Below are 22,279 nucleotides of genomic sequence, written 5' to 3'. Positions count from 1 at the left end.
GGGCGCCCGCGTGAGCGCCTCCGCGCGGAGGGGGCCGGGCGGCCCGGGTTCGCGTGGCGGGGGCCCGCGTGCGCGGGTCCCCGGCGAGCGGGGCTCGACAAAACGTGGAGAAGCCGCCCGGTGTCGCGCCGTACACTGATCGGTATGCGCACTCCCGATTGACCGTCGTCCCGATGAAGGCGAGACGGCCGAGCCGAGAGCCGGGAGACACAGGGCGCGGCGGGTTCGGCCACAGTGAAGTGAGCCTGTGTATTTCCTGCTGGGAGTGTTCTCCAACCATGATCGTAGCTTCTGACATCGAATTGCGGGCCGGGGCCCGGCTGCTCATCGAGGGCGCGTCCTTCCGGGTGAACCCCGGTGACAAGATCGGGCTCGTCGGCCGGAACGGGGCCGGGAAGACCACGCTGACCCGCGTGCTCGCGGGAGAGGGGTCGGCCGCCTCGGGCACGGTCTCCATCAGCGGCGAGGTCGGCTACCTGCCGCAGGACCCGCGCACCGGCGACCTGCACGTGCTCGCCCGTGACCGCATCCTCTCGGCCCGGGGGCTCGACCAGGTGCTGCGCGAGCTGCGCGAGGCCGAGGCCGGCATGTCCTCGGCCGACGACCGCACCAGGGACCGCGCGGTCCGCGCCTACGGGCGCCTGGAGGACCGGCTGCACGTCCTGGGCGGGTACGCCGCCGAGTCGGAGGCCGCCTCCATCGCCTCCAGCCTGGGGCTGCCCGACCGGGTGCTCGGCCAGCCGCTGGAGACCCTCTCCGGAGGGCAGCGCAGGCGGGTGGAACTGGCCAGGATCCTCTTCAGCGGGGCGGAGACTCTCCTTCTTGACGAGCCGACAAACCACCTAGATGCGGACTCAATCGGGTGGCTTCGTGATTTTTTACGATCTCACCAGGGCGGCTTGATCATTATTAGCCACGACGTCACGCTTCTTGAAGCGACGGTAAACCGCGTCCTGCACCTCGACGCCAACCGCGCGGTGATCGACACCTACAACGTCGGCTGGAAGGCCTATCTGGCCCAGCGCGAGACCGACGAGAAGCGCAGGAGGCGCGAGCGCGCCAACGCCGAGAAGCAGGCCTCTGCCCTGATGTCGCAGGCCGACAAGATGCGCGCCAAGGCCACCAAGGCCAAGGCCGCGCAGGACATGCAGCGCCGCGCCGAGCGCCTGCTGTCCGGCCTGGAGGTGGAGCGGCGCAGCGACAAGGTCGCCAAGCTGCGCTTCCCCCAGCCCGCCCCGTGCGGGCGCACCCCGATCATGGCGGAGGGGCTGTCGAAGTCGTACGGCTCCCTGGAGGTCTTCACCGACGTCGACGCCGCCGTCGACAGGGGGAGCAGGGTCGTCATCCTGGGCCTGAACGGCGCGGGGAAGACCACTCTCCTGCGCATCCTGGGCGGCATCGAGGAGCCCGACACCGGCGCGGTCAAGCCGGGACACGGGCTCAAGCTGGGCTACTACGCGCAGGAGCACGAGACGATCGACCCCGAGCGGACCGTGCTGGAGAACATGCGCTCGGCCGGGGGAGAGCTGCCCGACGTGGAACTGCGCAAGGTCCTGGGCTCGTTCCTGTTCACCGGCGACGACGTGGACAAGCCCGCGGGAGTGCTGTCGGGCGGGGAGAAGACGCGGCTGGCGCTGGCCACGCTGGTGCTGTCCGCGGCCAACGTCCTCCTCCTGGACGAGCCCACGAACAACCTCGATCCGGCCAGCAGGGAACAAGTTCTTTCGGCGCTAACGTCCTATTCTGGGGCGATTGTGCTTGTCACGCATGATGAGGGTGCTGTAGAGGCTCTACGACCCGATAGGGTGATCTTGCTGCCTGACGGAGTTGAAGACGCGTGGAGCGACGAATTTTCCGATCTTGTGGCACTTGCCTGATCTTAATTTGAGCGGGTACGGATCTTTTCCCGTGGAGTAGGTAGCCGATCTCGCTGAAATGACTGATCATGGCGTGTGTAACGCTGCGGAAGTCTGGCACTACAGGAGGTACTCGTGGCCGAGACTCTGAAGAAGGGCACCCGGGTTACCGGGGCCGATCGTGAAAAACTGGCCTCCGATCTCAAGAAGCGCTACAGCGCGGGTGAAAGCATCCGTGCCCTGGCCGCTTCGACCGGCAGGTCGTACGGGTTCATCCACCGCATCCTGAGCGAGTCCGGCGTGACTCTGCGCGGGCGCGGTGGCGCCACCCGAGGCAAGTCCAAGCGCTGACCCCGCCTCGGAACGCGCGACCGCAGCCGCTCGTCCCCCACTCTGAAGCCGTCCCCGCCCGGACCTGTAGAACCTCATTCTGGGGAATCGATAGGCTCGGGCGAGGCGGACACCGAAGGTGGGAGAACAGGCGATGGCGGAAGTGGCGTTCGGGGGGAGTGCGGAGGAGATCTCTCTCGAGGAGGTCGGTCTGCGCTATGAGGTGGACGGCGAGATCGCGACGATCACGCTGGACCGTCCGGAGAAGCGGAACGCCCAGACGTTCGCCACCTGGTCGGCTCTGGCTCATATCGGTGACGGCCTGCCGCAGCAGGTGAGGGTCGTCGTGATCAGAGGTGAGGGGCCGTCCTTCTCGGCGGGGATCGATCTGAGGATGTTCACCCCGGAGGGAGTTCCCGGGCAGGGGTCGTTCGCGTCCTCCGCGACACTCGACGAGGCTGCTTTCGCCGAGCGGGTGGCGCAGGCCCAACGGGGTTTCCTCTGGCTGAGGCGTCCCGACATCGTCTCCGTGGCAGCCGTTCAGGGCCACGCGGTCGGTGCGGGGTTCCAGTTGGCGCTCGCCTGTGACCTGCGGGTCCTGGCGGACGACGCCAAACTGTGCATGAAGGAGCCGGCCCTCGGGCTGGTCCCGGACCTGACCGGCACCAAGCCGCTGGTCGACCTGGTGGGCCTGTCCAGGGCCATCGAGATCTGCCTGACCGCCCGCGTCGTGGGGGCGCAGGAGGCGGCGCGGATCGGCCTAGCCGAGCTGGTCGTCGCGCCGGAGGAGCTGACGCAGGCCGTACGCGACCTGACCGACGCGCTGCTGGCGACCGACCGCGACGCCGCGACGGCGACCAAGCGGCTGCTTCAGGGTGCTTCGGGGCGCACGCTGGAGGAGCAGTGCGCGGCCGAGGCGCGCGAGCAGGCGGGGCGCGTCAAGGCGCTTTTCGGGTAGGCCGTCCCGCTCGTGGCACGTGGTTCGCGGAAGGCCGTCACACGGCCCGTCGCAGGGTCCGTCCCCAGTGGCCCTCCCGTGGTGTTCGCCCGAAGCTGACAGGGGAATGATCGTGCCTCTCCCGGTGCTCGCATCGGGAGAGGAGGCCGTATGGCGATGATGGGCGGGGGCCTCGGCCCCCAGGCGATGTTCTCGTTCCGGCGGGACAGGTCGGTGACCAAGCAGCGTCTGGCACCGGGCACGGTCAGACGCATCGCCCGCTACGCACAGCCCTTCTCGCGGCACATCGCCGCCTTCCTCGCGCTGGTCGTGGTCGGCTCGGTCATCGTGATCGCCAACCCGCTGCTGATGAAGGCGATCATCGACGACGGCATCATCGCCAAGCGCCAGGGGGTGGTGATCGCCCTCGCGCTCGTCATCGCGGGCCTGGCGGTCGCCGACGGGGCGCTCACCCTGGCCCAGCGCTGGTTCTCCGCGCGGATCGGCGAGGGCCTCATCTACAACCTGCGCACCGAGGTCTTCGACCACGTCCAGCGCATGCCGGTGGCCTTCTTCACCCGCACCCAGACCGGCGCCCTGGTCTCCCGGCTCAACACCGACGTCATCGGCGCCCAGCGAGCCCTGACCAGCACCCTGTCGTCGGTCGTGGCCAACGTGGTCATGCTGGTGCTGGTGCTCGGCGCCATGCTGGTGCTCTCCTGGCAGATCACCGTCGTCGCCCTCGTGCTGCTACCGATCTTCATCTTCCCGGCGAAGTGGGTCGGCAGGAAGATGTCCGGGCTCACCCGCGAGCAGATGGAGCTCGACGCCGAGATGAGCACCATGATGACCGAGCGGTTCAACGTCGCCGGGGCCATGGTCGCCAAGCTGTACGGCCGCCCGGACGACGAGACCGCCGCCTTCGGCGACAGGGCGGGGCGGGTGCGCGACGTCGGCGTCACCGTCGGCATGTACGGGACGGTCTTCCGCGTCGCGCTCGGCCTGGTCGCCGCGCTGGCCACCGCCCTGGTGTACGGCGTGGGCGGCGTGCTGGCCGTCTCCGACGTCTTCGAGCTCGGCACCCTGGTGGCGCTCGCCGCCCTCCTGATGCGCCTGTACGGCCCCCTGACGAGCCTGTCGAACGTGCACGTGGACGTGATGACCGCGCTGGTGAGCTTCGACCGGGTCTTCGAGGTCCTCGACCTGCAGCCCATGATCGCCGAGAGGCCCGGCGCCCGGCCCGTTCCCGAGGGCCCGGTCTCCGTGGAGTTCGACGACGTCCGGTTCAGATACCCGTCGGCCTCGGAGGTGTCGCTGGCCTCGCTGGAGGCGGTGGCCCGCCCCGACACAGGGCCGGGCCACGAGGTGCTGCGCGGCGTCACCTTCACCGCCCGCCCCGGCGAGATGGTAGCCCTGGTCGGCCCCTCGGGCGCGGGGAAGACCACCATCACCGGCCTGGTCTCCCGTCTCTACGACGTCGGCGAGGGCGCGGTCCGCGTCAACGGCCTGGACGTGCGCGACGCCACCCTGGCCTCCCTGCGCGAGACCGTGGGAGTCGTCATGCAGGACGCCCACCTGTTCCACGACACCATCGGGGCCAACCTCCGCTACGCCAGGCCGGAGGCCGGCGACGAGGAGATCTGGGACGCCCTGCGCGCCGCCCAGATCTCCGACCTGGTCCTGGGCCTCCCCGAGGGCCTGGAGACCGTGGTGGGCGACCGCGGCCACCGGCTGTCCGGTGGCGAGAAGCAGCGGCTGGCCCTGGCGAGGCTGCTGCTCAAGGCACCCCGCGTGGTGGTCCTCGACGAGGCCACCGCGCACCTCGACTCCGAGTCCGAGGCCGCCGTCCAGCAGGCGCTGAAGGTCGCGCTCGCCGGACGCACCTCGCTGGTCATCGCCCACCGGCTGTCCACGATCCGCGAGGCCGACCAGATCCTGGTGGTCCAGGACGGCCGGGTGGTCGAGCGGGGCCGCCACGAGGAGCTGCTGGCCAGGGGGGAGGTCTACGCCGAGCTCTACCGGACCCAGTTCAGTCAGGCCTCCTGACGCCCGGCGCCCCGCCCGCGAGTGGATCTTCCGGGGCGAATGGTGTTAGATCATGGGGACGTGGACGACCGGTTGAAACGCGATGACCTGACCGACGACGAGTGGGTACGGCTGGCGCCGTTGCTGCCCGCTCACGCCCGGCGGGGAAACCGGTGGGCCGATCACCGCACGATCATCGACGGGGTGTTCTTCCGCACCAGGACCGGCTGCCCCTGGCGCAAGCTGCCGGAGGCCTACGGCAACTGGAAGACCGTCTACAACCGGCACCGCCGTTGGTCGGCGGACGGCACCTGGGAGACGATCCTGGTCACGCTGCGGGCCGGCGCCGGCTCCACGGCCGTCGCGACCGGCAGGCCCGCCCCGCAGGGGGACATCCGGCCCGGCGCGACGTTCGAGATCGCGAACTGGTGACTCCGCGTCCCTCGGCGAGACCTCGTGAAGGGGCCCGGACGGTGGCGCTGACGGTGGCGCGGACCGGCGTCAGGACGAGGTGGCGTAGCCCAGGCGGGTGAGCTCCTCGCGGGCGACCTTGGCCACCAGCTCGGAGTCCTGGCCGCGCAGGCGGGTGCGCCAGACGCCGACCTTCGGCACGCTCGGGCCCAGCAGGGCGATCTTGGGGACCCGGGTCTCCAGGAAGCGGGAGAGCCCGTCCAGGGCCTCGGCGGGGGAGGAGACCAGGTCCTCGTAGCGCAGGGTCAGCAACTGCTCCCGGGGCAGCTCCTGGTGGAGCGAGGCCGACAGCCGCACCGCGCTGCGCCAGCGCAGCGCGCACTTGCCCGCCGTGGGCATCGCCTTCCAGCGCTCGCGGTGCTCGCCGGAGTTGACGCCGAGGAACGGGTTGGGGAACTCCGTCTCGTCGCTCAGCATGGCCGGCTTGAACCACGTCAGGGACGCGGGGTCGGCCAGCATGTCGGCGGCCACGTCGCGGCCGTCCCTGATGAGCTGGACGAAACGGGCGTCGGGGAAGGCCTGCAGCAGCACCGAGGCGCTGTAGAGGAGGTCGGGGCTGGCGTCGCCGAAGCGGGCCACGGAGCCCGAGGCCACGCAGGGCCCCGCCCCGGTCACGCCGCCCGCCTCCCGGCACGTGGCCGGGCACTCCTGGCAGGCGCCCGGGACGATCTGCCAGGCCTCGGCCATGGCGTCGCGGAGCACGCGGGTCGCGCCCATGCCCCGTCCCGCGATCGAGGGCCGCCGGGCGAAGGCGTAGACGACGTGCGCCACCGCCGCCCGCCCCATGGTGACGTGGAATCCGGGGGAGCGTTTCAGGGCGCGGGCCAGCAGATCCGCGCCGGAGTGCGGGGCGGCGAGCACGAACACCGGCCTGCGGACCTTGATGCCGTTGACCACCAGGATGTGGGGCGGAGGTCGCATATGAAAGCCCAGTGTGGCACCGTTTGCGGAGTGAACGAACCGGCTGCCGGGATACCGGTCCCGCCCCCGCCGCGTCCGGGCGACACGGTGGCGGTGGTCGCCCCGTCCGGACCTCCCGATTCCGAGCGGCTGGCGCGCGGCATCCGCGTCCTGGAGGGGCTCGGGCTGAAGGTCGTCGTCGGTGCCCACGTCCTCGACAGGGATCGCTACCTGGCGGGCTCGGACGCCGGCCGCGCCGCCGATCTGCGGGACGCCTGGTGCGATCCCGCGGTGAGCGCGGTGTTCTGCGCCCGCGGCGGCTACGGCGCCACCCGCCTCCTCGGCCACCTCGACTGGGACGCCATGCGGGCCGCCGGCCCCAAGGCGCTGGTCGGCTCCAGCGACGTCACCGCCCTGCACAGCGCGTTCGCCGTGGAGCTGGGCGTCGCCTCCTGGTTCGGGCCGATGCCGGCCTGTTCCACGATCAGCGATCCCGAGGGGCCCGAGCCGCGCACCTTCGAGAACTTCACGGCCGCCCTCGCCGGAGCCCCGCCGGCGATCGGCGGCGACCGGGTGATCGTTCCCGGCGACGTCACGGCGCCGGTCACCGGCGGTAACCTCAGCCTGCTGGCCGCGCTCTGCGGCACGCCGTACGCGCTGTCGGCGCGGGGCAGGATCGTGCTGCTGGAGGACGTCGCCGAGGCGCCGTACCGGATCGACAGGATGCTCACCCAGTTGCTGCAGGCGGGGGCGCTCGACGGGGCCGCCGGGTTCGTCCTGGGGTCCTGGGTCGGCTGCGGCGACCCCTACCCGGTGCTGGAGGAGCTGCTCGCGCCGCTCGGCGTACCGGTTATCGCGGGGCTTCCGATAGGGCATGGAAAGCCACAGTTTTCTGTATTGCTCGGGGCACTTGGTGCTATTGATGCAAAATCGTGCTCTCTGACCTACTCAACAGGGGGCGCCGACCAGGCACTCTAGGTGCGAACCTAGGAGGAAACCGGCAGAGGGGGCGCACGCGTGAGATTGTTCCGGCGGCACCGTAACCGGCGAACCGAGACGCCCCCGCGTTCGGTCGAAGAGGTCGATCTCGACTCCCTGCTCGCCCTGGTCGCCGACAATCTCGGCTATTCCTGCGCCTTCGACCCCGGCGGCGCGGCCCTGACCCTCACCGGCCCGCGCCGGGTCGTGGTACGGCTCACCGGGCTGCGCGCCGAGGCGCTCCGGCGCTCCCGCGAGGACTGGCCCGTCCTCGTCTCCGAGCACCTGTCCCACACCCTGGCCACGGCGGACGAGCCGTTCGACGTCTGTGACCTGGAGCAGGTGCGCCCGATGCTGCGGACCCGCATCCAGCTCGACGACGACCTCGACCCGGCCCGCGTGGTCGGGCGCCACCTCACCGCCGACCTGGTCGAGGTGCTCACCGTCGGCGACGCCTCCGCCGGGCGCACGGTACGCCCCGAGGAGGTCGGTTGCTGGCCGATCACCGCGGGCCAGGCGCTCGACCTGGCCCTGGACAACACCAACCGGGAGGAGCGGCTCTCGGTCACGGAGGGTGACCTCGGCGGTGTGGCGGTCCGCAGGCTGACCGGCCCCACCGAGGGTGCCGCCGCCCACCTGCGCAGGCTGGGCGACTACCTGCCGGTTCCCTCCGACGGGGTCCTCGTCGCCCTGCCCGACCCGGCGACGCTGATCGTCCACCCGGTCGAGGGCATCGGCGTGGTCCGCGCGATCGAGCGGCTGCGGCTGTTCGCCCAGCGGGAGTTCGACAGGCGCGCCGGCGCCCTCAGCCCGCAGGTCTACTGGTGGCACGGCGGCCGCCTCTCCCTGATCAGGGCCGACCTGGTCAGCCAGGACGGGCAGACCCGGCTGGTGGTCGCGCCCCCGCCGGACTTCGCCCGGGTGCTCGCCGCCCTGGCCGTCCGCCCCGACGGCGCCACCGGCGGCTGACCCGCCCCCCGGGGGACGGTCACCCGCGTCCCGGCCCGGGGCCTGTTCCCGTACGGCCTCCCGCACGGCGGAATCGTGAGCCGTGGAGACGGCGCGGGCGCGAGATGATGAGGACGCTCCCGCGCCCGTCCCGGCTGCCGCGACGCTCCGGGTCCTGGATCGGTACCGGCGCTCCGGCCCGCGCCCTGTCCGTGGTCGCCGGATGCGGGATGATGGGTCCTGATCTTCGAGGAGTGGACATGGCGCAGTGGTGCCTCGGTGTCGATCTGGGGACGAGCTTCTCCGCCGGGGTGATGGCGGCGGAAGGGCGCTTCGACGTCCTGGAGGTCGAGGGAGAGCGGCGCATCCCCTCCGCCGTCATGCTGGACGAGCGGGGGACGCTCGTGGCGGGCAGGGTCGCCCAGCGGGGCATCGCGATCAGTCCCGAGCGCGTCGAGCGCAACCCCAAGCGCTACGTCGGCCGGGGCCGGATGCTGCTCGGCGGCGTCCCGGTGGACGTGGCCGACGCCCTGGCGGCGCTGCTCGAGCTGTTCGTCGGCGAGGGGCGGCGGCGGTTCGACGGCGCCGAACCCGACTGCATCGCGCTGACCCACCCGGTGGCCTGGGGCGCCGACCGCAAGGCGGTGCTGCTGGCGGCGGCGAGGAAGGTCGTCAGCGGCGTGCGGATCGCGCTCATCGACGAGCCGGTGGCCTCGGCCCGCTACTTCGCGTCCGCGGGGCGGGCGACCGGCGGGTCGCGCCTGGCCGTCTACGACCTCGGCGGCGGCACGTTCGACGCGGCCGTGCTCACCGTGGACGGCGGCGACTTCGCGGTCGTCGGCGAGCCGGGAGGCAGTGACGAGATCGGCGGCGAGGGGTTCGACGAGCGGGTGTTCGCGTTCCTCGGCGCCCAGATCGAGCGGCTCGACGCCGACTGGTGGCAGCAGGTGACCACCAACCCCGAGCGCCGCTACGTCAGCTACGCCGCCGACCTGCTCAAGATGGCCAGGGAGGCGAAGGAGACGCTGTCGAAGTTCGACACCTCCTCCCACTACGTGGTGGGCATCAACGAGGACGTGCACATCACCAGGGCCGACCTGGAGGACCTCATCGGCGAGGAGATCGTCAGGACGGTCGACATCCTCGACGAGACGATCCGCGGCGCGGGGGTCGAGTCGGACGACCTGGCCGCGGTGTTCATGACCGGCGGGCCCAGCAGGATGCCGCTGGTCCAGAAGGCCGTCCGCGAGCGCTTCGGCGAGCGGGTCAGGACCTACGACGACCCGAAGATCGTGGTCGCCTACGGCGCCGCGCAGCTGGCCTGGAAGCTCAAGGTCGAGCACCGCGAGCCCGGCCGGGGACCCGCTCCCGCCACCGGTGGCCACCCGGTGCCCACCGGCACGTCCGGCGCTCCCGGCACCGGGCGGGTCTCCGGTACGGGGCAGCGGGCCTTCACCGGCCCCTCGGCGGACTCCCCGGTCCCCGCGGGCGGCCCCGCCGGGGGCCACCGGCCTCCCGGCGCGCCGGTCCCCGGCCCGCGGGCCTTCACCGGTCCGGCGGGCGGTGCCACCGGCGGCCACCGGGCCCCCACCGGACCGCCAGGGGGCACCGGGAGCGCCGGGAGCGCCGGGAGCGCCGGGAGCGCTGCGGGCGCCGCGGGCGGGCCCACGGTCCAGGGGATCGAGAAGGTCACGGACGCCGTGCTGGAGGCGCGTGCCGAGGCAGGCCGGGTCTTCGTCCACCAGGCCTTCGACAACGGCCACCTCCTGCGCAGGCTCGACGGGATCGGCGGCCGCCACGACCGGGAGCTCCGCTTCGGCAGGCTCGTGGAGTGGGACGCGTCCGGAGAGGGCGTCGTCGCCGTGGAACAGGTGGGGCCCGCGCAGGTGCTGGTCCGCACCCTCACCCCCGACCTGGCCATCCGCGCCACCCACCCGCTGCAGATGTGGGGCGACCCGACCGTGATCGCGCATGGCCGTACGGCGTGGGTCTTCTTCCAGTCCCGGCAGGCCGTCCCGGTCGACACCGCGATGGGCCTGCCCTGGGGGGAGACCGGCCACCTGGCCGTGATCGAGCTCGACCTGGCGGGGACCCTCGCCTTCCAGGCCCCCCAGCCGCGCGAGCTGGGCCCGTACGCCCGGTGGTTCCTCAACGAGGACAACAGGCTGCGCCGGCTGCTCGACCAGGAGGCCCCCAGCGGCACCGAGCCGTCGTCCTCGGTGGGCGCGCCGGGCTGCACCGTGGTGCTCGGGCAGTTCAGCAGCAACAAGCCGATGTTCCAGAACCGGCACCAGGACTTCAGGCCGTGGCAGGTGTTGTGCCTGGTCGACCCCGGCGGCGTCGTGCGCCCGACGGTGCGCGAGCCGGGGCGGAGCTGGTTGCACCAGGTCGTCCTGCACCAGGGCAGGTGGTTCACCTCCGGATCGGCGGGGCTGGAGGCCGACACCGCGGACGGCAGGACCAGGCTGGTCATGCCGCGCCCCCGGGGCGGCGCGCTGCGCTGGTTCCCCGCCGGTCGCCAGATCTACGCGGTCGGCGTCGACCAGGTGAGCCCGGCCAGGGGCTGGTCGGTCGGGATCTTCGACCAGCGCTCCCAGACGCTGGAGTTCCTGATGGGCAAGCAGTCGGCGACGCTGGCCGGTCACCTCACCTCGCGGCACCGCTGGGAGCGCCCCAGGTTCGTCGCCGACGGCGACTCGATGTGGATGACCATGCGGGACGCGGGCCGCAGCAGGCTGCTGCACGTCACCCCCGGCGGGGCACGGGAGGTGCACCGCACGCCGGGGACGTTCGAGCCGGTCGCCCGGGTTCCCACGGGCCTGCTCTGCCTGCACCGCCCCGCCGACGCGACCGGCGCCACCCGCGACCAGCCCGCCACCCTGGTGCACCTGCCGCTCTGACCGTTCACGGCCCCCGCCGGGGGCGGCGGGGGCCGTGAACGGCTCCACGGACGTGTCACGCCCCCGTCCCGGCCTCCGGTCAGGTCGTCACGGCGGGCATCGGCCGTTCCGCGCCCAGCGCGGCCACCGCGGCGGCGAGTTCCCTGCGGAGCTCCTGGCCGCGCGTGGTGAGGGTGCCGATCGCGGCGATGCGGTCCTCGCCCGACTTGCGAGCCTTGAGACGGTCGGCGGCCGAGCGGGCGGAGGCGGACCTCAGCTCGGCCCGCCGGGTCTCCAGCTCCCTGCGGCGCCGTGCCAGGCTCTCGTCCGCGGTCTGCTCGACGCCCACCCGCCAGGTCGCCACCATCCGCTCCAGGTCGAGCGTCATCTCCCTGGCGATCACCGAGAACTGGTCGCGCAGCGCCCCCCTGATCGCCGCCTGGCTGCGCTGCACCTTCTCCATCGAGCGGCGTCCCATGAAGATGGCCGCCCCGATGGCCGGGGCGACCAGGATGAAGCCCACCGGGCCGAGCAGGGCCGTGGCGAAGCCGCCCAGGGACAGCCCGATCGAGGCCGAGGGCAGCACGTCCCGGATCAGGTCCACGCCGCCCGGGTCGTCCGCGGCCAGGTCACCCCTGACCTGGACCTGCGTCAGGCTGGGCATCGCGCGACCGTCGGTGGCCAGGTCCACCGGGTCGAGGCCGAGGTCGCGGGCGAAGGCGTCCAGCGTGGTCCTGGCCAGCGTCTCCACGTCGTAGACGATCTGCGACCACGCCGCCTCCAGGGAGCGCTGCACGCTCTCCGGCAGCTCCGCCATGTACTGGTCGATCTGGGCCTGCTTCTTCAGCGTGGCGATCGTGTTCTCGTACGGCTGGCGGATCTCCGACACCCGCGCCGCCACGATGCCCGCCACCTCGCGCCCGAGGAAGGTGTTGGCCACCGCGCCCGCCCTGCGGCGCCCCGCCAGCGCGGTGAGCTCCGCCAGACCGGCGTCCACCTCGGCGAGCCGGGCGGTGACGTCGCCCTCGTCGCCGGAGCCCACGGCGACGTCGTCCTTGGCGCCGGTCGCCAGCGAGCCCAGCACCGACAGCGCGGCGGCGACCACGGTGGCGCCCCGCGCGGAGTCCCTGCCCTCGGCGAAGCCGCGCAGGTGCCGTTCCAGCGCGTCCATGCCGCTGCGCGCCCGCAGGGTGTCGGCGCGTTCCGTGCGCCCCTCGCGCCGCTTGGCCTCGGCGGCCTCGGCGAGCTTGGCGCTCACCGGGATCCACGGCGCCTCCAGGAGCGGGGCCAGCGTCGCCGCCCGGCCGGGACTCGCCGCGATCGCCTCGGTGACGAAGGTCCTCAGCCGGGCCTTGTTCTCCTCCTGCAGGGCGCGCCAGTTGGCCGAGTCCTCCACCTTCGTCAGGACGAACGCGATCGCCTGGACCCGCTCGGCGGCCTCGGCGAGGAACTCCAGCTCGTGCCTGAGTACCGGCTGGTCCTGGGCGCTGAGCGTGAACAGCAGTGCGTCGGCCCGCTGCAGCATGGCCACCGTCACCTGCCGGTGGCCCACCGTCAGGCTGTCCACGCCGGGGGTGTCGAGCAGCCGCAGGCCGTCGAGCAGCGGGTTGTCGAGGGTGATGTCCACGCTGACGACGTCGCGGCGCTTGCCCGCGTCGCCGCGCATCGAGGCGTAGTCGGGGATCGACTCGACGGTGATCGGCGTCTGGACCGGCCCCGCGTCGGTACCGCGGTGCACGACGGCGGCGAGCCGGGGGCCGCGCCGCAGCGACAGGAAGCAGTTGGTGGCGACGTCGGCGTCGACGGGGAGCAGGTCGGGGTGGGCCACCAGCGTGTTGAGCAGCCGGCTCTTGCCGCGCTTCTGCGCCCCGGCGACCACGATGTCGGTGCACTCGTCCTTCCAGCGGCCCGCGCACGCGGCCAGCACCTCCGCGAGGTCCTTCCTGCCGCACTGCCCGGCCAGCGCGTGGACCTCGTTGGCGTAGCGCAGCAGCCTGGCCACGGGGCCGGTCGGGTCGGGGGTCGTCATGGTCGGTCCTTTTCTCCTGTCGGGGATGGTCGGGTGTCGCGGGGGTGCCGCCTCAGGAACCGTCGCCGTAGTGCGCCCAGATGGTCTCGTACGCCTCGCACAGCGTCTCGGCGGCCCGCCGCTGCCGCAGGGAGAGCGGCCGGTGGGTGAGGGTGCGGAACCTGGCGCCCAGGGCGGCGGCGTAGCCCGCGACCTCGGCGCGCGGGGCTCCGGGCGGCGCTCCGAGCTGGGTGGCCAGCTCGGACCCGGCGAGCAGGAGTTCCAGCGCCCGCCGATCGTCGGCGGGGACCATGGGGGAGGACCGCAGCGCCTCGACCGCGGCGGGGTCCACCCGGACCGGGGGGAGCGGTTCGCCGCCCCCGCCACCGGCGGAGGGCGTTCGCCCGTCCCGCGCGGTCCCGTCCGGTGCCGCCGCCTCCGGCGCGGCCTTCTCCGGTGCCGTCTCGTCCAGCGCCGCCGAGACGATGTCCTCCAGGACGGTCAGCACGTCCCTGGCCCGCTGCCCGCCGGTCCTGCCCTCGCTCATCATGGCGAGGGTGCGCCAGCGCATCGACGCCGCCGTGGCCGCGGCTGCGATCTCCGCGGGAGCGGCCCCCGGAGGCAGGCCGAGCTGCTCGGCGGGCTCGTCGTGGCGGGCCAGGCGCAGCAGCTCCGCGGTCATCTCCTCGTTCAGCACGAGCGTGCCGCGGCCGAGCGCCTCGGCGGCGGTGAAGATCCGCAGGCCGCCCAGGGAGGTCGCGATCGGCCGGTTCTCGTCGAGCTGGGCCGCCAGCGCGTCCAGGGTGGCGCGGTCGGCCCCCAGCGCGGGCGTGCGGGCGATCGCGCGCAGCCTGGTCAGCGCGTCGAGCGCCTTCAGCTGGTCGGCGCGGCGGGCGAAGTGGGCGATGCCCGCGGCCACCGAGCCGGTCGCGGCCCGGCCCGCCGAGGAGTAGCCGGAACGCTCCAGCAGGTGGGCGGCGAGCGCCTCGGGGTCGGCGGTCCCGGTCGCGCGCACCGCGTCCACCGCGCTGGTGATGCCGTAGCGGTGCAGCCGCTCCACCAGCCGGTGCCGCACCTCGGCCGGTATGGGCAGCTCGGGCGCCGAGCGGAAGTCGTCCAGGTCCAGGAGGTAGTCCTCCAGGTCGTCCTCGTCGAGCCCGGCCAGCGCCGCCAGGGCCGCCGCCTCCTCGGTGCCCAGCGGGCGGGCCCGCGCGGTCTCGGCCAGCAGGCCGATCACCGGGACCACGTCGAAGACGGAGGTGCGCAGGTCCGCGTAGCCCTTGGCGGCGAGCCGCCTCGCGGTCGGCCACGGGTCGCCCTCGTCGCCGCGCCGGTCGACCTGGCCGAGCACGGCGAGGGTGTTGACGCAGCTCATGCCGCAGGCGTCGGTGAGCCCGCGGAACTCGGCGAGGGTGGTGTCGTCGAACTTCTGGACGTAGCGCAGCACGTAGATCATCGCCTGCGCGCGGTCGTCCTCGTCGCCCGAGCCGAACAGCATGCTCCTGGCCGCCCGCTCGTTGGCGGCCGTCACCGTGTTCATGCCGGGGGTGTCGACGATGGTGATCGTGCGCAGCGACGGCAGGTCCAGCGTGACCCGCAGGCGCCGGATCCCGGCCACGTCGACGCCGAACTCGGCGGGGAGCCGGTGTCCCGGCAGCAGCCGGGAGTGGGCCACCCCGCCGTCGGCGAGCTCGACCGTGATGTGGCCGTCGTCCTCGCCGTACTCGTACTGGGTGACCACGAAGGTGCACTCGCCCGCGTCCACCGGGGCGACGGGCAGGCCGAGCAGCGCGTTCACCAGTGTCGACTTGCCACTGCTCACCGCGCCCGCCACCGCGACCCGCAGCGGCGCGTCGAGGCCGGCGCGCACCTGCCTCACCCGCTCGCGCAGCTCCGCGCCGGAGAGCCTGGCCGCGGTGGTGTCGCACAGGCGGCGCAGCAGGTCCGCGGGCCCGGCGTTCACGCGTCACCATCCCGGCCGCCGGAGGTGTTCCCGCGGGCGGGTACGCGGGCCCGGCCGTCCGGTACGGGTGTCTGAGCGGGCATGTCGGGATCTTCTCCTGGGTCGGTGCGGGGGGTGAGGGAGCGGCGCGGCGGGGAGGGACGCCTCAGCGCCCGGTCCCCGGGTCCGGCGGCGAATCCGCCGCCGGAACCGTCACCGCGCCGCAGCCGGTCAGCGCCGGCCAGGCCGGGAGCGGGGAAGGGAACGCGCGCCGGTCCCTCATCGCGGGCCTTCCTCGCCGGCCGCCCGTGTGACCCGGATCCGGGTCCCCCCTCGGTGAGATCACCCGGGCTCGTGCCGGTCTCCCCGGTTCGGACGGTCAGACGGTTCAGACGGTCGGGAAGGGGCCCGCGGTCTCGGTGTAGTCGGCGACCCCGTCACCGTTCAGGTCGACCCGCGTCTCGTCGATGTAGCCGTCACCGTCGTGGTCGAGGTAGACGACGTCGGTGACGCCGTCGCCGTCGGTGTCGTAGCGCTCCTCGTCGGCGAGACCGTCGCCGTCGATGTCGATCAGCTGGGCGTCGGTGCCTCCGTCGCCGTCGTAGTCGACCAGGTCGGTGCTGCTCACATCGAAATCGCTCATTGGTCCGATCCTTTCCGGTGGTGTTACATCGGATGAGAGTCACGATCGCACCGGATTGTTGCAGCCGAATCCCAGGTTTCTTTGCAGATTTCCGAAAAGCCATCCCACCCTCAGGACTTATCCGGACTAAAGGGGATAAATGAGGCTGGAAGTGCTCGGAGGTCGCCCGCTCAGCTGAGCGCGCGGGCGGTGTGGATCAGCGGAACGTGGCTGAACGCCTGCGGGAAGTTGCCGACCATCCGGCCGTAGCGGGGGTCGTACTCCTCGGCGAGCAGGCCGACGTCGTTGCGGAGCGACAGCAGCCGCTCGAACAGCTCGACGGCCTCGTCCTTGCGGCCGATCATCGCCAGCGCCTCGGCCAGCCAGAAGCTGCACGCCAGGAACGCGCCCTCGCCACCGGGCAGGCCGTCCACGTCGTTGTCGGGGGAGACCGGGTAGCGCAGCACGAAGCCGTCGACCATCAGCTCGCGCTGGATCGCCTCCACCGTCCCGACCACGCGGGGGTCCTCCGGCGGCAGGAAGCCGACGATCGGGATCAGCAGCAGGGCCGCGTCCAGCTCCTGCGAGCCGTACGACTGGGTGAAGGTGCCGCGCACCGGGTCGAAGCCCTTGTCGCAGATCTCGGCGTGGATGCGGTCGCGCAGGTCCTTCCAGCGCGTCAGCGGGGCGGGCTTGCCGAAGGCCTCCACCTGCCTGACGGCCCTGTCGACGGCGACCCAGCACATCACCTTGGAGTGGACGAAGTGCCGGCGCGGGCCGCGGACCTCCCACAGGCCCTCGTCCGGGTCGCCCCAGTGCTCCTCGACGTAGGAGATCAGCTCGAACTGCAGGGTCCACGCCCGGTGGTCCGCCTCGAGACCCGAGACGCGGGACAGGTGCAGGGAGTTCATGACCTCGCCGTAGACGTCCAGCTGGAGCTGGTCGACCGCGCCGTTGCCGATCCTGACCGGCCGGGAGTTCTCGTAGCCGGGCAGCCAGTCGAGCTCCAGCTCCGTCAGCCTGCGCTCCCCGGCGACGCCGTACATGATCTGCAGGTCCTGGGCGCGGCCCGCGATGGCCCGCAGCAGCCAGGACCGCCACGCGCCCGCCTCCTCCAGGTATCCGGAGCCGATCAGGGCGTCCAGGGTCATGGTGGCGTCGCGCAGCCAGCAGTAGCGGTAGTCCCAGTTGCGGACGCCGCCGAGGTCCTCGGGCAGCGAGGTGGTCGGGGCGGCGACGATGCCGCCGGTGGGGGCGTACGTGAGCGCCTTGAGCGTGATGAGCGAGCGGACCACGGCGTCGCGCCACGGCCCCTGGTAGGTGCACTGCTCCACCCATTCGGCCCACAGCGCCTCGGTCTCGGCCAGCTGCTCGTACGGATCGATCTCGACGGGCTTGGGCTCGTGCGAGGGGTGCCAGGTGAAGACGAACGCCATGCTGTCACCCTCGGACACCTCGAACCTCGCCCGGTGGGCGTAGTCGCCGCCCTCCAGCGCGACGGGGGAGTGCAGCCACACGGAGTCGGGCCCGCCGACGGCCTGCAGCAGGCCGTCGCTGCGGCGCACCCAGGGCACGATGCGGCCGTAGTCGAAGCGGATGCGGATCTCGGTGGCCATCTCCACCGTGCCGGACACGCCCTCCACGATCCTCACCAGGTCGGGGTTGGTGTGCCGGGTGGGCATGAAGTCGGTCACCCTCACCGTGCCGCCCGGGGTGTCCCACTCGCTCTCCAGGATGAGGGTCTCGCCCCGGTAGCGGCGCCGGGTGGCGCGCGGCCGCTCGGCGTGCGCGGGGCCGATCCACCACTGGCCGTTCTTCTTGTCCCCGAGCAGCGCCCCGAAGCAGGAGGGCGAGTCGAAGCGCGGCAGGCAGAGCCAGTCGATGGAGCCGTTCCGGCCGACCAGGGCGGCCGACTGCATGTCGCCGATGAGCGCGTAGTCCTCGATCCACATGACTCGAAGCTAACGCCTCCGCGCGGTCCACGGTGGCCTTGGGAGGAACTGGGCGCCCGGCTGCGTCCTGGGCATGAAGAACTGGCTCAGCGGCCCGATGGCGAGGGCGAACACCAGCGTTCCCACCCCCACCGTCCCGCCCAGCAGCCAGCCCGCGGCCAGCACGGTGACCTCGATGACGGTGCGCGCCGCGCGGATGGACAGGCCGAGACGGTTCAGGCCGGTCATCAGGCCGTCGCGCGGTCCGGGGCCGAGCCCCGCGCCGATGTACAGGCCGGTCGCCGCGCCGGTGACCACGACGCCGAGCAGGAGGTACGCCCAGCGCGCGGCGAGGGCGTCCGGGGTCGGGAGCAGCCACATGGCCGCGTCGGCGAACAGGCCGAGGAAGACGACGTTGCTGAGGGTGCCCACCCCGGGCCGCTGCCGCAGCGGGATCCACAGCAGCATGACCAGGGCGCCCACGATGATGATCCAGGTGCCGATCGACAGGCCCAGGTGGATGGAGAGCCCCTGGTGGAAGACGTCCCAGGGGCTGCCGCCCAGCCGCGACTCGATCAGCAGGGCGACGCCGACGCCGTAGAGGGCCAGGCCCGCGTACAGGCGGGTGAGACGGTTGGGGAGGGAGACAAGGGTGGGCAGGGAGAGTTCGCTCATGATGGCGTCAATCGTTCAGGCCATCCTGCCGGACCAAAAGGGCCAATCACTACAAGTGGCCTTACGATGGCCCGCATGGACCGGTATATGAGCGGCCCCCAGCTCGCCCGCCTCCTGTCGATCGACCCCACCGCCAGGCCGTACTACCGGGTCCTGGCCGGGACCGTGCGGTCACTCGTCCTCGACGGGCGGCTGCCCGTGCGGATGCGGGTGCCCGCCGAGCGGCATCTCGCCACGGCCCTGGGCGTGAGCCGCACCACCGTGACCGCGGCCTACGACCTGCTCCGCGAGCAGGGGTACCTGGAGAGCAGGCAGGGCGCGGGAAGCTGGACCTCGCTGCCCGACGCGGGCTCGCTGGGCGCGGACAACCCGTGGCTCGCCGCCGAGGGCGACGGGCTGCTGCCGATGCACGCCGCGGCCCCGAGCGCGATCTCGACGCTGCCCGAGGCGATCGCCGCCGCCGCCGGCTGTTATCCCCGCTACACGCTCGGCATGGGCTACGACCCGGTCGGGATAGCCCCGCTGCGCCAGGCGATCGCGGCACGCTACACCGCGCGTGGGGTGGCCACCCGCCCCGAGCAGATCCTCGTCACCACCGGCGCCCAGCAGGCCATCCACCTGGTGACCACGATGCTGCTCTCCCGGGGCGACCCGATGCTGGTGGAGTCGCCCACCTACCCGCACGTCCTCGACCTGGCCAGGACGCGCGGCGCCAGGATCGTCCCGGTCGGCGTCCCCGAGGAGGGCTGGCGTGACCTGGAACTGCTGACCTGCGCGATGCGCCAGTCGGCCGCCCGCCTCGTGTACATCATCCCCGACTTCCAGAACCCGACCGGGCATCTGATGGACGACACGGCGCGGGCGGCCCTCGCCGTCGCGGCGAGGCGGTACGGCACCACCCTGGTGGCCGACGAGAGCTGGGGCGAGCTGGCGATCGACGAGGGGGCCGGGGCCACGCCGCTGGCCGCGTTCGACACCGACGGCAGGGTGATCACCATCGGCTCGGCGTCCAAGCTGTGGTGGGGCGGGCTGCGCATCGGCTGGATCCGCACCACCGCCGCGACGGTCCGCCGCCTGGCCGTGCTCCGCGCCTCGGTGGACATCGCCAGCCCGCTCTTCGAGCAGCTGGTGGTGACCGAACTGTTCGAGGACATCGAGCGGGCCAGGGCCGAGCGGGCCCGCCTCCTCGGTGCCTCCAGGGCCGTCCTGGCGGCCGAGCTGGCGGCGCGCATGCCCGACTGGAGCTTCCTGACACCCGCGGGCGGCGGCTCGCTCTGGGTGCGGCTGTCCGGCCCCTCGGCCGTCGCGCTGGTCGACGCGGCGGCCTGCCAGGGGGTCCGCCTGGCTCCCGGGCAGTGGTTCGGGGTGGACGGCACCCTGGAGGGGCGGCTCCGCCTCCCCTTCACCCAGCCGCCCCAGGTCCTCGTCGAGGCGGTGCGGCGCATCGCCGAGGCCAGGCGCAGGGGCGCGTACGGCACCCGCCCCGCCGCCCCTCTCACCCCGGCCCTGTGAACCGGCCGGGTGGACGGCGGGGCGTGGTTCAGTCGGAGGTGACGCCCCTGGCCAGCGGGGCCCGCAGTCCCAGCCGCACGGCCGCGATCCGCAGCCCGAAGGCGAGGCACGCGGCGGCCAGCGTGGCCGGCCAGCCGTGCAGGTCGAGGGTGTAGAGCAGCGCCATCAGCGCCGAGCCGAGCATGGCGGGCACCGCGTACAGCTGGCGGTCGTACAGCAGGGTGGGGATCTGCCCGGCGAGGACGTCGCGCAGGATGCCGCCGCCGACCGCGGTGGTGACCCCGAGCAGGGTCGCGTGCAGCGGGGAGAGGCCGAGGTACATCGCCTTCTCGGTGCCGACCGCGCAGAACAGGCCGAGCCCCGCGGCGTCGAACACGTTCACCGCGGGCATCACCCGCTCGACCTGCGGATGCCAGAAGAACACGATCACCGTGGCAAGCACCGGCACGACCACGTAGCCGACGCTGGAGAAGGCCGCGGGCGGCACGTTCAGGATCAGGTCGCGCGCGATCCCGCCGCCCAGCGCGGTCATCTCGGCCAGTACGGTCATGCCCACCACGTCGAGCCGCCTGCGCACGCCGACGAGGGCGCCCGAGAGGGCGAAGACGAAGATCCCGACGAGATCGAGCACATGATTCACGAATAAATCATCCCATGACCGGATATATGCGCTTTCCATGAGGTCGGCGGGACGGTCAGCGCGACGGGGCCGTGTCCGGCGCCCGGTGTTCGCGCATCATCGTATGCAGCCTGCCCGCGAAGGCGAGGAGCACCAGCGACGCCACGATGGAGATCGCGGCGAGGGTGAGGAAGTACGCGGGCTCCGACATGTAGTTCTTCAACCGCCCCGTCTGCCCGCCCACCGCGTCGCCCACCGAGAAGGACAGGAACCACAGCCCGAGCATCTGGCTCTTGAACGCCTCGGGTGCGAGCTTGGTGGTGACCGAGAGCCCGACCGGGCTCAGCGCCAGCTCCCCGAAGACCTGGACGAGGTAGACCAGCACCAGCCACCACACCGAGATCCTCCCGCTCTGGGCCAGCATGGCGGCGAGCGCCATGATCATGAAGCTCAGGCCGTTGACGAACAGTCCCACGGAGAACTTGTGGGGAGCGGTCACCCGGTTGCCCAGCCGGATCCACAGCGCCGCGAAGACCGGCACGAAGATCATGATGAACAGCGGGTTGAACGCCTGCGTGGTCGCCGGGGTGATCCGCAGGCCGAACAGCGACAGGTCCGTGTTGTTCTGGGCGAAGAACAGCAGCACGGTCGGCGCCAGGTCGTAGACCATCCAGAAGACGGCGGCCGCGGCGAACAGCCAGACGTAGGCCTTCATCCGGGAGCGCTCGTCGTCGGTCAGGTTGTGGCTGCCCAGCAGGATGTAGCCGAAGTAGAGCACCGGCACGGCCACGATGAGCAGCGTCATCACCAGGGCGAAGGTGTCGAGGCTGAAGGTGCCCGAGGCCCCCCACACGGCCAGCGCGCCGCCCGCCGCGACGACGGCCACGACGAGGGCGAGGGTGAAGTGCCGGCGCTCGCGCGGGGTCATCCGGTGGCCCGGCCGCTCGCCCACGCCCATGAGGTGGCGCCTGCCCAGCACGTACTGGAGAAGGCCCAGGGCCATGCCGACCGCCGCCGCGCCGAAGCCCAGGTGCCAGCGGTCGCCCTCGGCGAGCCGGCCGACCACGATGGGGGCGATGAAGGCGCCGATGTTGATGCCGAGGTAGAAGATCGAGAAGCCCGCGTCCCTGCGCGCGTCGTCGTTCTGAGGGTAGAGCTTGCCGACCATCGTGGAGATGTTGGGCTTCAGCAGCCCGGTCCCGATGATGATGAGGAACAGGCCGAGCGCGACGAAGGCGCCGGTCCTGACGGGGATGGCCATGCTGATGTGGCCGCACATGATGACGAAGCCGCCGCACAGCACCGCCCTGCGGGCGCCGAGTATCCGGTCGGCGATCCAGCCGCCGGGCAGGGCGACGAGATAGATGAGGGCGCCGTAGATGCCGATGATCGCCTGGGCGGTCTGCTCGGTCAGCCCGAGGCCGCCCGTGGCGGGGGAGGCGGCCATGAAGGTGGCGAGGATGGCCCGCAGGCCGTACCAGCTGAAGCGCTCCCACATCTCGGTGCCGAACAGCGTGGCGAGGCCGCGCGGGTGCCCGAAGAAGGTCTTCTCGCGAGCTCGTCTTCCCGATGGCATGCGTCCCCCCGAACGTCATCGCGTGATCAGAGGCTAACTCTATGTACGCCTTCCGGCGGGACGGGAAAGC

Annotated in this window: 16 protein-coding genes and 1 pseudogene; 9 read left to right on the top strand and 8 right to left on the bottom strand. The window is 72.4% G+C overall.

The features are described from left to right. Nucleotides 1-278: 278 nt before the first annotated feature. The 5 genes and pseudogenes from ACTOQ3_RS20505 to ACTOQ3_RS20485 all read left to right on the top strand — a co-directional run. Nucleotides 279-1,877 carry an ABC-F family ATP-binding cassette domain-containing protein gene (locus tag ACTOQ3_RS20505; protein WP_362685863.1) on the top strand — a complete coding sequence of 533 codons (1,599 nt, stop codon included), beginning with the start codon at nucleotides 279-281 and terminating at the stop codon, nucleotides 1,875-1,877. Between the two features lie 114 nt (nucleotides 1,878-1,991). After that, the gene (locus ACTOQ3_RS20500) at nucleotides 1,992-2,207 is read left to right on the top strand and encodes a helix-turn-helix domain-containing protein (protein ID WP_030904785.1); all 216 of its coding nucleotides are present in this window, start codon (nucleotides 1,992-1,994) and stop codon (nucleotides 2,205-2,207) included. A gap of 133 nt (nucleotides 2,208-2,340) precedes the next feature. After that, nucleotides 2,341-3,144 carry an enoyl-CoA hydratase/isomerase family protein gene (locus ACTOQ3_RS20495; RefSeq protein WP_440084964.1) on the top strand — a complete coding sequence of 268 codons (804 nt, stop codon included), beginning with the start codon at nucleotides 2,341-2,343 and terminating at the stop codon, nucleotides 3,142-3,144. Nucleotides 3,145-3,294: 150 nt separating this feature from the next. Beyond that, nucleotides 3,295-5,169: an ABC transporter ATP-binding protein gene (locus ACTOQ3_RS20490; RefSeq protein ID WP_440084963.1), complete on the top strand. Its 1,875-nt coding sequence runs from the start codon at nucleotides 3,295-3,297 to the stop codon at nucleotides 5,167-5,169. A gap of 72 nt (nucleotides 5,170-5,241) precedes the next feature. Next, nucleotides 5,242-5,496 (top strand): annotated as a pseudogene (locus ACTOQ3_RS20485) (transposase); the annotation flags it as partial. Between the two features lie 153 nt (nucleotides 5,497-5,649). Here the strand turns inward: ACTOQ3_RS20485 and ACTOQ3_RS20480 are convergent. Continuing rightward, the gene (locus ACTOQ3_RS20480; protein WP_440084962.1) at nucleotides 5,650-6,540 is read right to left on the bottom strand and encodes a sulfotransferase family protein; all 891 of its coding nucleotides are present in this window, start codon (nucleotides 6,538-6,540) and stop codon (nucleotides 5,650-5,652) included. Between the two features lie 30 nt (nucleotides 6,541-6,570). Here ACTOQ3_RS20480 and ACTOQ3_RS20475 point away from each other — a divergent pair, with 30 nt between their 5' ends. The 3 genes from ACTOQ3_RS20475 to ACTOQ3_RS20465 all read left to right on the top strand — a co-directional run bounded on the left by ACTOQ3_RS20475 (nucleotide 6,571) and on the right by ACTOQ3_RS20465 (nucleotide 11,345). Further along, nucleotides 6,571-7,497 carry a S66 peptidase family protein gene (locus tag ACTOQ3_RS20475; RefSeq protein ID WP_440084961.1) on the top strand — a complete coding sequence of 309 codons (927 nt, stop codon included), beginning with the start codon at nucleotides 6,571-6,573 and terminating at the stop codon, nucleotides 7,495-7,497. A 39-nt stretch (nucleotides 7,498-7,536) separates the two neighbouring features. Then, complete coding sequence (locus tag ACTOQ3_RS20470; protein ID WP_440084960.1) at nucleotides 7,537-8,466, top strand: hypothetical protein; 930 nt, start codon at nucleotides 7,537-7,539, stop codon at nucleotides 8,464-8,466. Between the two features lie 239 nt (nucleotides 8,467-8,705). Beyond that, complete coding sequence (locus ACTOQ3_RS20465) at nucleotides 8,706-11,345, top strand: Hsp70 family protein (RefSeq protein WP_440084959.1); 2,640 nt, start codon at nucleotides 8,706-8,708, stop codon at nucleotides 11,343-11,345. Nucleotides 11,346-11,424: 79 nt separating this feature from the next. On the opposite strand, the gene ACTOQ3_RS20460 is transcribed toward ACTOQ3_RS20465, so the two are convergent. The 5 genes from ACTOQ3_RS20460 to yczE all read right to left on the bottom strand — a co-directional run bounded on the left by ACTOQ3_RS20460 (nucleotide 11,425) and on the right by yczE (nucleotide 18,502). Beyond that, nucleotides 11,425-13,353, bottom strand: coding sequence for a dynamin family protein (locus ACTOQ3_RS20460; protein WP_440084958.1), 1,929 nt, complete (start codon nucleotides 13,351-13,353; stop codon nucleotides 11,425-11,427). A gap of 52 nt (nucleotides 13,354-13,405) precedes the next feature. Next, a complete protein-coding gene (locus ACTOQ3_RS20455) occupies nucleotides 13,406-15,295 on the bottom strand; it encodes a dynamin family protein (RefSeq protein WP_440084957.1) in 1,890 nt (629 codons plus the stop codon). Nucleotides 15,296-15,662: 367 nt separating this feature from the next. Next, on the bottom strand, nucleotides 15,663-15,917 hold the full coding sequence (locus ACTOQ3_RS20450) for a hypothetical protein (RefSeq protein ID WP_362685896.1): 255 nt from the start codon (nucleotides 15,915-15,917) through the stop codon (nucleotides 15,663-15,665). Between the two features lie 170 nt (nucleotides 15,918-16,087). Then, complete coding sequence (locus tag ACTOQ3_RS20445; RefSeq protein WP_440084956.1) at nucleotides 16,088-17,848, bottom strand: glycoside hydrolase family 15 protein; 1,761 nt, start codon at nucleotides 17,846-17,848, stop codon at nucleotides 16,088-16,090. A gap of 9 nt (nucleotides 17,849-17,857) precedes the next feature. Further along, nucleotides 17,858-18,502 carry a membrane protein YczE gene (gene yczE, locus ACTOQ3_RS20440; protein WP_440084955.1) on the bottom strand — a complete coding sequence of 215 codons (645 nt, stop codon included), beginning with the start codon at nucleotides 18,500-18,502 and terminating at the stop codon, nucleotides 17,858-17,860. 75 nt (nucleotides 18,503-18,577) lie between these two features. Here yczE and yczR point away from each other — a divergent pair, with 75 nt between their 5' ends. Continuing rightward, complete coding sequence (gene yczR, locus ACTOQ3_RS20435) at nucleotides 18,578-20,014, top strand: MocR-like transcription factor YczR (protein WP_440084954.1); 1,437 nt, start codon at nucleotides 18,578-18,580, stop codon at nucleotides 20,012-20,014. A 28-nt stretch (nucleotides 20,015-20,042) separates the two neighbouring features. On the opposite strand, the gene ACTOQ3_RS20430 is transcribed toward yczR, so the two are convergent. Together ACTOQ3_RS20430 and ACTOQ3_RS20425 are read right to left on the bottom strand one after the other, a co-directional pair. Then, nucleotides 20,043-20,654, bottom strand: a complete 612-nt coding sequence (locus ACTOQ3_RS20430; RefSeq protein WP_440084953.1) for a trimeric intracellular cation channel family protein — start codon at nucleotides 20,652-20,654, stop codon at nucleotides 20,043-20,045. A gap of 55 nt (nucleotides 20,655-20,709) precedes the next feature. Further along, nucleotides 20,710-22,209 (bottom strand): peptide MFS transporter, encoded by a 1,500-nt coding sequence (locus tag ACTOQ3_RS20425; protein ID WP_440084952.1) that lies wholly within the window; start codon nucleotides 22,207-22,209, stop codon nucleotides 20,710-20,712. Between the last annotated feature and the right edge of the window lie 70 nt (nucleotides 22,210-22,279).

The sequence above is a fragment of the Streptosporangium sp. LJ11 genome (assembly GCF_051918945.1).
GTDB lineage: Bacteria > Actinomycetota > Actinomycetes > Streptosporangiales > Streptosporangiaceae > Streptosporangium.
Note: the sequence above shows the minus strand (reverse complement) of the source record. Positions and strands in the feature narration are given on the sequence as shown.